8 protein-coding genes are annotated in these 10878 nt (G+C 74.0%); 3 read left to right on the top strand and 5 right to left on the bottom strand.

Annotated features, from left to right (window positions below):
* Positions 1–100: 100 nt before the first annotated feature.
* From AB0I42_RS00325 to AB0I42_RS00315, 3 genes are all read right to left on the bottom strand, one after another.
* Entirely contained in the window at positions 101–2461 is a 2361-nt protein-coding gene (locus tag AB0I42_RS00325; protein ID WP_357532735.1) for an ABC transporter permease, read from the bottom strand.
* A gap of 70 nt (positions 2462–2531) precedes the next feature.
* Positions 2532–3251, bottom strand: a complete 720-nt coding sequence (locus AB0I42_RS00320; RefSeq protein ID WP_357532733.1) for an ABC transporter ATP-binding protein — start codon at positions 3249–3251, stop codon at positions 2532–2534.
* Positions 3248–3772 carry a PadR family transcriptional regulator gene (locus AB0I42_RS00315; protein WP_357532732.1) on the bottom strand — a complete coding sequence of 175 codons (525 nt, stop codon included), beginning with the start codon at positions 3770–3772 and terminating at the stop codon, positions 3248–3250. The genes AB0I42_RS00320 and AB0I42_RS00315 overlap by 4 nt, the downstream gene beginning before the upstream one ends.
* 127 nt (positions 3773–3899) lie before the next feature.
* Here AB0I42_RS00315 and AB0I42_RS00310 point away from each other — a divergent pair, with 127 nt between their 5' ends.
* Positions 3900–5507 (top strand): hypothetical protein, encoded by a 1608-nt coding sequence (locus AB0I42_RS00310; RefSeq protein WP_357532730.1) that lies wholly within the window; start codon positions 3900–3902, stop codon positions 5505–5507.
* 98 nt (positions 5508–5605) lie between these two features.
* Positions 5606–6532, top strand: coding sequence for a 2-hydroxyacid dehydrogenase (locus AB0I42_RS00305; RefSeq protein ID WP_357532729.1), 927 nt, complete (start codon positions 5606–5608; stop codon positions 6530–6532).
* A 19-nt stretch (positions 6533–6551) separates the two neighbouring features.
* On the opposite strand, the gene AB0I42_RS00300 is transcribed toward AB0I42_RS00305, so the two are convergent.
* The gene (locus tag AB0I42_RS00300) at positions 6552–6926 is read right to left on the bottom strand and encodes a PH domain-containing protein (protein WP_357532728.1); all 375 of its coding nucleotides are present in this window, start codon (positions 6924–6926) and stop codon (positions 6552–6554) included.
* A 129-nt stretch (positions 6927–7055) separates the two neighbouring features.
* Between AB0I42_RS00300 and AB0I42_RS00295 the strand changes: the two genes are divergently transcribed.
* The gene (locus tag AB0I42_RS00295) at positions 7056–9701 is read left to right on the top strand and encodes an EAL domain-containing protein (protein WP_357532727.1); all 2646 of its coding nucleotides are present in this window, start codon (positions 7056–7058) and stop codon (positions 9699–9701) included.
* A 19-nt stretch (positions 9702–9720) separates the two neighbouring features.
* On the opposite strand, the gene AB0I42_RS00290 is transcribed toward AB0I42_RS00295, so the two are convergent.
* On the bottom strand, positions 9721–10743 hold the full coding sequence (locus AB0I42_RS00290) for a LacI family DNA-binding transcriptional regulator (RefSeq protein WP_357532726.1): 1023 nt from the start codon (positions 10741–10743) through the stop codon (positions 9721–9723).
* Positions 10744–10878 lie beyond the last annotated feature (135 nt).

Genomic DNA, 10878 nt, shown 5'->3' with positions numbered 1-10878 from the left:
CAGCACGACACGATGGCGGCGGCCGCCCACCAGCCGCTCCGCGACGAACGCCCCGAGCAGGCCACCGAACGCACCGACCGGTCCCGGCAGGCCCGCCCGCTCATTCCGTACGCAGCCCGTCCGGGCGCATCAGCCGCCACAGGGCCGGCATGCTCAGCACGGTCACCAGCAGCACCACCCCGGCGGCCACCCCGGTGATCTGGCCGATGCTGGTCAGGTCGACGCGTACCCCGAGGCCGACCATCGACATCAGCACCGCGCCGAGCCCCAGCCCGACACCGATCGCCAGGGCCAGCCCGAGCACCACCGGTACGGCGGTCTGCAACAGCACCGACCAGGTCAGCGTGCTGCGCCGGGTCCCGAAGGCGACCAGGACGGCGAGCAGCCGCTGGCGTTCCCGGAGCTGCTCCAGAGTGGTCACGAGCATGCTGGCGCCGATCAGCAGCAGGGTCAGCACCGAGCCGACGAACAGGCCGAGCCGGATGTCGGCGAACCGGTCGTTCTCCCGCAGCGCGACCCGCTCGATGACCGAGAAGTAGGGGCTCGCCTTGACCGCGGTGGTACGCAGGTGCTCGACGGCGTCCGGCTCGGCCGGGTCGAGGTTGACGTAGAACTCGACCCGGCCGTCTCGCAGAACGTCCGGCGGCAGCGCCTCCGGCGTCACGTACAGCCGGGCGGATTCGTTCAGGGGCGACTCCGGGTGCGCGGCGACCATCCGGGTGCCGGCGGGAATCGTCCACTCCGTCGCCGCGCCGTCGCTCATCACGACCCGCTCGCCCGGCTTCGGCGTTGTCGCCTGGGGGTCCGGCTGGGCGGCCTGGCTCATGAAGACGTCCCCGGCGGCACAGCTGTCCAACCGGGCGAACTCGGCCAGCATGGCGCAGTCCCCGATGACCAGGTCCACCCCGCCCGGCAGGCCACCGGGCGCGGGCTCGGCGACGCTGGCGGCGTAGATGGTGCTGAAGCCGGAGACGTCGCGTACCCCGGTCGTCTCGCGGAACCGTCGAAGGGCCGCCTCGGTCCGCGAGTGGTCCCCGAGGGACCAGCCCCACACCTGGAACTGGGCCCGTTCGGGGTCCTGCCCCGTCTCCTCCACGTAGTTGACGCTCACCCCGGAGAAGAGCATCTGCAGGGCGATCGCGCCCGCCGAGGCGACCGCGATGCCACTGACGACGCGGGCCGACGTACCGCTGCTGAGCTGCAGCCGCCGGGTGGCGAGCTGCCACGGCACCGCGCCGCCCGACAGTCGGCCGACCACCGCCTCGACCAGCCAGGGCAGCAGTACGGCCACGCCGATCAGCAGCAGCACCGCGCCGGCCGCGATCTGCGTCTCGTTGCCGCCCCCGGAGTCCGCGTCGATCGTGCCGATCAGCGGGGCGAGCAGGGCAAGCCCGAGGACCGGAGGCACCAGCCGCCACCAGAGCCGGCGCCGGGTGCCGCCGGCGTGCCGGACCACACCGAGCGGTTCGATGACCACCCGACGCAGGGCGAAGACGGTCACCGCCACCGCGGCGGCGGGTACGGCCAGCACGATGAGCAGGGCGAGCGGCAGGGTCGGCCGGACGTCACCGGCGAAGAGGGTCATGTCGGCGACGGTGACCAGTTCCACCAGTTGCCGCCCGGCGAAGAAACAGACGACGCCGACGCCGAGCCCGAGGACCGACGCGAACGCCGCCTCACCGGCGGCGATCCGGCGCGTCATCGCGCCGTCCGCGCCGACCAGCCGCAACGCGGCGAGCCGCCGGTCCCGGCGGTCGCTGCCGAACCGCACGGCCGCGCCGATGAAGACCGCGACCGGCAACAGCAGTACGGCGAGGATGACCACGGTGAGCATGAGCAGGACAGGATCCAGCCCCTCGCGGTCGTCCGGCGTCCCGAACCCGTCGATCCGGCGGGCGCGATCGGGGTCGAGGCTGTCACTGCCCAGATAGAAAGCGTGCTCCAGCGCGCCGCCCAGCCCCTCGTCGCCGATCGTGCCGACGATCCGGGCGTCGAGCCGCTCGCGCAGCAGGGCACCGTCCGGGCCGGTCAGCAGCTTCTCCAGGCTGGGGGAGACGACCATCTCGCCCGGGCCGGGCAGGTCGGTCACCCCTGGCGGCCGGGGTGCGTCGGGCCCCTCGGGTTGCAGCATCCGGCCGTAGACGTGCTCGCCCCGGTATCTGGTGCCGACGTCGAGGATCAGCAACGTGTCGTCGCCGGCAGGCAGTTCCTGTTGGGTGAAGCGCAGGTCGGAGCGGGCGGAGGTGCGTTCCGAGCGCGCGTCGAGCATGTTGGGAATGGCGGCGGAGACCAGCAGCAGGGCCACGCCGAGCCCGACCCCGACGGCGGTCAGGACCGTACGCGTCCAGCCCTCCCGGCCGCCGCTGACCGCCAGCCGGCAACCGAGGGCCAGGTCGGTGATCCACCGCCCGACGCCGACCTTCCCCCTACCGCTGTTGATTCCCTCGCTTCGGTCGGTCATGCGTCACCTCGCTTCGCTCGGCGGCCGCATGACTGTGGACTGAGCCGACTGATTCCCTCGCTTCGCTCGGTCATCGGCCGGTCAGCTCCATCTCGCGGGTCCGGCCGTCGCGCACCACGATCTCCCGATCCGAGTACGCCGCGACCCGCGGCTCGTGGGTCACCAGCACCACGGCGGCGCCGGTCTCCCGGGCGGCCTCGGTCAGCAGCGTCATGACCCGCTCGCCGTTGAGCGAGTCGAGGGCGCCGGTCGGCTCGTCGGCGAAGACCACCCGTGGGCCGGTGACCAGCGAGCGGGCGACCGCGACCCGCTGGCCCTGGCCGCCGGAGATCTCGCCGGGGCGCTTGTGGGCGACGTCGGTGACCTCCAGCCGCTCCAGCCAGTCGGTGGCCCGGCGTTCGGCCGCCCGGCGCCGGTGCCCGTCGAGCCGCAGCGGTAGGGCGACGTTTTCCAGGCAGGTCAGTTCGGGCACCAGTTGGCCGAACTGGAAGACGAACCCGAACTCGCTGCGGCGCAGCGCGCTGCGGGCGGCGTCCGACATGCCCGACAGTTCACGGCCGCGGTAGACGATCCGGCCGCTGTCCGGCGCGACGATCCCGGCCGCGCAGTGCAACAGGGTCGACTTTCCGGAGCCGGACGGTCCCATGATCGCGACGACCTCGCCCGCGGCGAGTTCCATCGACGCGCCGGCGAGGGCGGTGGTGGGACCGAACGACTTGTGCAGGTCGACGGCGGTGAGCAGGGTCTCGCTCGGCAGGCTCCGGGCGCCCGCGTCGGTCGCGTGTTTCATGGCCGTACCTCCTGCGCGAGTTGGTCGAGGCGGGCGGCGGTGAGTTCGAGCCACCGCAGGTCGGCCTCGAGGTGGAACAGCGCGTAGTCGCAGATGAGGTGGTCGGGCAGGCCACCGTTGTTCTTGCGGCGGGTCAGTTCGCGCATGAGGCGCAGGTGTTCGGCCCGCTGGGTGTCGAGGATCTCGGCGGCGGGGCGTCCGGTCAGCAGCGCCAGCACGACCTTGGAGTAGAGGGTGTTCTGGAGGTAGAGGTCGGGCTTTTCGGGCTGGGCGAGCCAGCGCTGCACGTCGGTGATCCCGGCGTCGGTGATGGCATACCGCTTGCGCTCCGGGCCGCCGCCGGGCTCCACCCCGTCGACCTCGATGAGGCCGTTCTTGAGCAGCCGGGAGAGGGTCGCGTAGACCTGCCCGTAGGCCAGTGGCCGGCCCTGGCCGAACCGTTCGTCGTATGTGCGCTTCAGGTCGTAGCCGTGCGACGGCCGAGACTCCAGCAGCCCCAGGAACGTCTGTCCGATTGCCATGCCGGGGACACTACACCACGCGTATACACCGTGTGTATACGCGTGGTGTGTACGGCGTTTTGCCTGATCGGAGGCGACTGCGAGGAGCGGCGCCCGCCGGGTCGGTAGCCGTGAAAGACTGCCCGGCATGGTCACCGAGCAAGCTCTCGCGCCCGCCCCGGTGACCAGCCGACGGTGGCGACCCACCCCCGCCGGGGTCGCGCTGGCCCTCGCCGTGGCCGGCGTCGGCTACCGCCTCGCGGTGCTCCTCGCGCAGGCCCCGCCGACCAACAGCGACGAGGCCACCACCGGCCTGGTCGCCCTCCACATGAGCCAGGGCCGGGAGTTCCCGCTCTTCTTCTACGGCCAGCACTACATGGGGGCGCTGGAGTCCTACCTGGCCACGCCGCTGTTCCTGCTGGCCGGGCCGTCGGTGCTCGCCGTACGCCTGCCCAACCTGCTGCTCTACGCCGCCTTCCTGGCCCTGATGTGGCGACTGACCAGCCGCCTCTACTCGCCGTGGCTGGCCGCCTTCACCGTCGGTCTGCTGGCGCTGGGCTCCGACCGGATCCTGAAGAACCAACTCGTCGCCGGCGGCGGCTATCCCGAGATGAACCCGGCCGGCGCCCTGCTGATGCTGCTCGCGGTCAACCTCGGCCTGGGTGCCGTACGCCGCCGCGCCGCCGCGTACGCCGTCTTCGGCCTGGTCGCCGGCCTCACCCTCTGGGACGACTGGCTGGTCCTGCCGTACGTCGGCGCGGCCGGTCTGCTGCTGCTCGTGACCGGCTGGCGTGAGCTGCGGGGCCGCCCCGGCGCCGCGCTCGCGGCCGGGCTGGTGGTGGGACTGGTGCCGATCGTCGTCCACAACCTGACCGCCGCGCCGGAGCACCGGTCGCTGGCCGTCTACGCGAACCTCAGCGGTGGGGTCGACGCGTCCTGGCCGGACCGGCTCTTCGGCGGCGTGCTCTTCGGCCTGCCGATGGGCACCGGGCTGTGCGACCCCGGCCGCTGCGCGCCGTGGCAGCTCTTGTGGGGGGTGCTGGCGCCGGTCCTGCTGGTCGTCGCGGGCGTGCTCGCCTGGCGGGGACTGCGCCGGGCACCGGCCGGTGCCGGGCACGCCGGTCCCGGCCCGTGGTGGGTCGTGCCGGCCGGCCGGCTCGCGCTCGTCGTGGCCGCGGCGCTGACCCTGCTCGCATACGCGTCCAGCGGCGCCGCCGGCAGCACGCCGGTGGAGAGCGCCCGCTACCTGTCCTGCCTGCTGATCTCCCTACCGGCCCTGCTCTGGCCGCTGTGGACGCTGGCCGCGCGGGGGCGGTGGCGGGTGGCCGGTCGCGTCACGCTGGCGGCCCTGGCCGCCACGATGGTCGCCGCGACGGCCGCGCTCGTCGCCCACCTGCCGGCGTACGGCCGGCAGGCCGACGCCCGCGCGGAGCTGATTGCGGCACTCGACGAGCGCGGGATAACCCGCTTCTACGGCGGCTACTGGACCTGCCTGCCGATCACCCTCGCCACCCGGGAACGGATCGTGTGCGCGGTCATCGACGACGACCTGCGCCCCGGCTGGGACCGCTACGGCCCGCACCGGGACCTGGTCACCGCCGCCCCCGACCCGGCGTACGTCCTGCCGGCCGGCAGTCCGGCCAGCCGGGCGGTCGGCGCGGCGATCGCCGCGGCGGGGGTGCCCTCGACGATCACGACCGTCGCCGGCCACGACATCCACCACCCCGCCGGCCGGGTCGGCCTGCCCCGCCGTTGACGACCCCGGTCGAACCGGTCCACCACCGCCGGCCGACCTGGCCGGCCGGGGCCGGCGGCCGGCGACTAGGGTCGGGTCATGATCACACGGGTGCTGTCGTGAAGGTCTGGGTCGCGCACGAGCACGGCGTCGGGCTGATGGGCGGGCTGCCGGACGGGGTCACGGTCGAGATCGTGACCGGCCCGGACCGGCTGCCGTCGGACCCCGCCGGGGTGTCGTTCTGGGTCCCGCCGTTCCTCGCCCAGGGCGGCACCGTACGCCTCGCGGAGAAGCTGCCCGACCTGAAGGTGGTGCAACTGCTCTCGGCCGGCGCCGACGCCTGGGTCGGCCGACTGCCCGCCGGTGTCACGCTCTGCGACGCCCGGGGTGTGCACGACTCGTCCACGGCCGAGTGGACGGTCACCGCGATCCTGTCGTACCTGCGCGCGTTCCCGCCGTTCATCCGGGCGCAGGCCCGCGGCGAGTGGGCGTACGCGGACTTCACCCCCACCGACGAACTGGCCGGCAAGCGGGTGCTGATCGTCGGCGCCGGCTCGATCGGCGCGGCACTGGCGGCGCGGCTGGCGCCCTTCGAGGTCGAGCTGACCCGGGTGGCCCGTACGCCCCGGCCGGACGAGGGCGTCCACGGCGTGGCCGACCTGCCCGCCCTGCTGCCCACGGCCGACGTGGTGGTGGTGATCGTGCCGCTGACCGACCAGACCCGGGGCCTGATCGACGCCGGGTTCCTCGCCGCGCTGCCGGACGGGGCGCTGCTGGTCAACGCGGCCCGCGGCCCGGTCGCCGACACGGCGGCCCTGGTGGCCGAACTGTCCACCGGCCGGATCGGCGCCGCGCTCGACGTCACCGACCCGGAACCGCTGCCGGCCGGCCACCCGCTGTGGACGCTGCCGAACGTGCTGATCACCCCACACGTCGCGGGTTCGGTGAAGGGCGTGCTTCCACGGGCCTACCGGCTCGCCGGGGCCCAGTTGCGTCGGTTCGCCGCCGGTGAACCACTGGTCAACCAGGTCGCCGACGGATACTGACACCCGTGCGGGCCGGCGGTCAGCCGGTCGCGTCGACCCGGTTGCCGCTCGCCTCGACGAGCCGGGGCAGGTCGGCGGCCCGGACCGCCGGCAGGCCGACGGCGTGCCCGTCGGCCAGCAGCACCATCGCCCGCCCGCGCCGGTCGGCGGCCAGTTCCCGGATCTGCGACCAGGCGATACGCCGGCCGCCGAGCAGCGCCCGGATCCGGATGCCGGCCGGATCGGCGTCGGTGCCGGCCCGCCACGCCCACATCGCCAGGGCGAGCGGCACCAGCAGGATCGGCGCGAGGAACCACGAGACGCTGGCCAGCGGGATCGCGCCGACGAATCCGACGATCGCCGCCACCAGGATCGCCTGCGGATAACGGAACTGGACTGGTCGGGCAGTGGTCACCCCACCATCCTGCCACCCGCCACGGCGCCGGGGCGTAACCTGGTCGCCGCACTCCTCGTTGACCCGTTGATAGGTGCGGTGCCGCCGCACCACGAAACCCTCGCCCCCTCCGCGAAGGTGACCGCCGCCGTGTCAGTGGAACCCCTCCTGCGTGCCCCCGCCCGCCCTGTGCCGATCCGCCTGGTGACCCTGCTCGCCCCCGCCGTCGTGGCGCCGTTCGCGATCGCGGCCGCCCTTTCCGGGGCGGTGTCCGTGCTGGTGGCCGTGGCCGCCGCCGTCGTACCCGTCGCCGCGGTCTGCACCGCCCGCCTGATCCGGCTCGCGTTGTCCTTCCGGGCCATCGAGAAGCGGACCAGCGGATGCCGGGGTGCCGGCCTGCTCGGCCTCGGTGTGCTCGCCACCGGTCTGACCGCCGCCGCCCTGCCACTGGTGCCGGCCGGCCGGCTGCCGTCGGTGGCGCTGGCGGGCCTCGCCGCCGCCACCGTGCTGAGCGTGCTCGGGCTGCTGCTCCTGCCCGGCGCGGCCGTCACCATCTCGGTCCGGCTGCGCCGCGGCTTCGACGGCCTCAGCATGGGCGCCAGCTTCGCCTTCGCCGGGTGGCTGCTGCATCCGGCCGGGGCCGCTCCGAAGGCGGCGCTCGCGGCCGGGCTCGTCGCGGCGGCCGGCCTGTCGATCATCGTGATCACGGCACTGCGCGCGGCCCGCTTCCGGCGGGCCGCCCTGCTTTCCGGTGCCGGGGCCAGCGCGACGGTACTCGGCATGACCATCCTCACCTGGCTGCTCGCGTACGACGCGCCGCCCGCCACGCTGCTGGCGGCCGGTGCCGTGCTGGCCGGCGCGCCGCTGCTGACCTGGATCGGGGCGTCGCGCACCGAGGTCGGCGGCCGGCCCCTGGCGCACGGTGAGGCCGAGGGGAACTTCTCCGCCTACCCGCTGCTCACCGTGCCGGCCGTGATCGCCACCCTGGCCGCCGCATACCACCTGGTCACCGTCGGATCCTTCGACGTGACCTCGATCGTGCTCGGCCTTGCGGTGATCCCGACCCTGGTCGTGCGCGAGGTGCTCTCGGCCCTCGACGTCCGCCGGTACGCCCGCCGCCTCGCCGAACAGGAGGCGCACTTCCGGTCGCTGGTCTCCGGCGCCAACGACCTGACCCTGGTGGTCGGCGAGGACCTGCTGATCCGCTGGCAGTCGCCGGCCGCGGCGCGCCTGTTCGGACTCTCCGACGCCGACGTGCTCGGCCGGGCGTTCCCCGAACTGATGCATCCCGACGACGCCGCCGACGTGACCGCGGCGCTGACCGGGGTCCTCACCCGGCGGGCCGCCGACGGCGGTCGCCCGCCGCTGGTCACCGCCCGGCTGGTCGACGGGCACGGGGTGCTGCGCGACACCGAGTCGACCATCAGCGACCAGCGCGGCGTGCCCGAGGTGGGCGCGCTGGTGGTGCACGTACGCGACGTCGGCGAGCGCCGCCACCTCGAACGCACGCTGCACGAGATGGCGTTCACCGACCAGCTCACCGGGCTGGCCAACCGCCGCGAGCTGATGCGGACCATCGTCACCCAGCGGTCGGTCTCCGGGCACACCGGGGCACTGCTCGTCATCGACCTGCACGGCATGGCCGGTATCAACGACGTACGCGGCCGGGAGGTCGGCGACGCGGTGCTGATCGAGGTGGGGCGGCGGCTGCGGGCCACCATCGACCGTGACGACGTCGCCGCCCGGCTGGCCGGTGACGAGTTCGCGATCGTCACGGTCGAGGGGCCGATGCTGGCGTACACCCTGGGCACCCGGCTGCTCGCCGCCCTCACCGAGCCCTACCAGTTGCCGGGCGCGGTCGTGCACCTGCACCTGAGCATCGGCCTGGCCGAGCTGGCCGGCGGGGACGGCGTCGACGACGTGCTGCGCCGGGCCGACCTGGCCCGCCGCCGGGCCCGGCAGCTCGGCCGCAACCGGATCGAGTGGTACGACGCCTACCTCGAGGAGCAGCTGGTTCGCCGGATGGACCTCGAACGGGAGCTGTCCGGTGCCGCCGGACGGGGCGAACTCGACCTGGTCTACCAGCCGGTGCTGGGCCTGCACGACGGTCAGCCGGTCGGGGTGGAGGCGCTGCTGCGCTGGCGCAGCCCGGCGCTGGGCACCGTGCTGCCGGCCGAGCTGCTGCCGGTCGCCGAGGATCTGGCCATCGCCGTCGAGATCGGACGGTGGGTGCTGGACCGGGCGTGTCGTCAGCTCGCCACGTGGTCACACCCGAGCCGCCCGCTGTGGATGGCGGTGAACGTGACGCCGCACGAGCTGGCCGCGCCCGACTTCGTGTCGACCGTGGCGGCCACCCTGGCCGCCCACCACCTGGCCCCGGAGCAGCTCGTCGTCGAGGTCGCCGAGGCCCGGGTCGCCAGTGACGTGCCGACCGTGGTCACCCAGCTCGCCGGCCTGCGGGCTCTCGGCGTACGCACCGCGCTCGACGACTTCGGCGCCGGCCAGGCGTCGCTGGCCCAGCTCCGCCGGCTGCCGGTCGACATCCTCAAGATCGATCGGGCCCTGGTGGCGGATTCCGGCCGGGGCACGCAGAGCAAGCCCCTGATCGACGTGGTGGTCAGCCTCGGCCGCCGGCTCGGGCTGGAGATCGTCGCCGAGGGGCTGGAGACCGACGGGCAGGTCGACCAGGCGCGTGCCGCGGGCTGCCGCTACGGGCAGGGCTTCGCGCTGTCCCGCCCGGCGCCGGCCGAGCGGATGGAGGCGTTCCTGGAGTCCTTCCGGTCCCCGTCCCTGTGAGCTGATCCGGCCGGGCCGGTCAGGTGTCGCGGGGCGGGGGACCGGTGCTGCCGCGTGGTGTCAGGTGGGCGGTCTGGTCCTGGAAGTCGTCGACCGGGTCGCCGGCGACGACGGCGAGCAGCCGGCGGGCGGCGTTCGCGCCGTACGCCGGGATGTCGCGGCCGAGTGCGGTCAGCGCGGGGTGGACGAGTTGGCACAGTGCCGAGTCGTCCCAGGCCACGATCGACAGGTCGGCGGGTACGGACAGCCCCATCTCCTGGGCCACCGCGAGGCCGGCGATGGCCATCACGTCGTTGTCGTAGAGGATCGCGGTCGGCCGCTCCGGCGAGCTGAGCAGCCGTCGGGTCGCCCGGCCGCCCTCCTCGCCGGTGTAGTCCGACGGCACGGTCACCGCCCGCGACAGCCCGAGCCGGGCGCACAGGTCGGTGAAGGCGCGGGTGCGGATCTCGGTGTGCAGCAGGCCGGGCAGGCCGCCGACCCGGGCGATCCGGTGGTGTCCCAGCGCGACGAGGTATTCGACGGCCTCCACCAGCGCCGCCCCGTCGTCGCACCACACGTTGGCCAGGGTGCCGGTGTGGCCGGGGCCGCCGATCACCATGGCCGGCAGTTGCAGCCGTTCGAGGACCGGGATCCGCCGGTCGTCGACGCGTAGGTCGCAGACGAACACGCCGTCGACGCGGCGTTCGCCCCACCAGCGCCGGAAGACCGCGATCTCGGCCTCCGGGTCGGCGACGACCTGGAGGGTCAGGGCGTACGACCGGGCGGAGAGTTCCGCCTCGACGCCGCTGATCAGCTCCATGAAGAACGGTTCGATGCCGAGGGTGCGGGCCGGCCGGCAGAGGGTGAGCCCGACGGCGTTGGCGGCGGCGCCGGACAGGGCGCGGGCGGCGCTGTTGGGGTTGAAGCCGATCTCCTGCGCGATCGCGATGATCCGCTCGCGGGTGGCGGCGGAGACCCCGGGCTGGCCGTTGAGCGCGTAGGAGACGGCGCCCTTGGAGACCCCGGCCCGCCGGGCGATGTCGGCGATCGTCGGCCGTTTCACCGGTCTCCTCTCGGTGTCGCGGGCGGCCGGGCCGTCGACGGCCCCGGCACCGGGCGGGCCCATCAGGTTACCGGTCCGGGGCGACCCGGCCCACCGGTCAGTTGACCTTTCTCGGTTAAGTGGAGGTGGAACCCG

It is taken from the genome of Polymorphospora sp. NPDC050346 (genome assembly GCF_040655695.1).
Classification (GTDB): Bacteria; Actinomycetota; Actinomycetes; order Mycobacteriales; family Micromonosporaceae; genus Polymorphospora; species Polymorphospora lycopeni.
Note: the sequence above shows the minus strand (reverse complement) of the source record. Positions and strands in the feature narration are given on the sequence as shown.

Excerpts from the sequence above, each read along its gene's own strand:
- AB0I42_RS00325 (WP_357532735.1), bottom strand. The coding sequence starts at position 2,461 with ATGACCGACCGAAGCGAGGGAATCAACAGCGGTAGGGGGAAGGTCGGC.
- AB0I42_RS00320 (WP_357532733.1), bottom strand. The coding sequence starts at position 3,251 with ATGAAACACGCGACCGACGCGGGCGCCCGGAGCCTGCCGAGCGAGACC.
- AB0I42_RS00315 (WP_357532732.1), bottom strand. The coding sequence starts at position 3,772 with ATGGCAATCGGACAGACGTTCCTGGGGCTGCTGGAGTCTCGGCCGTCG.
- AB0I42_RS00310 (WP_357532730.1), top strand. The coding sequence starts at position 3,900 with ATGGTCACCGAGCAAGCTCTCGCGCCCGCCCCGGTGACCAGCCGACGG.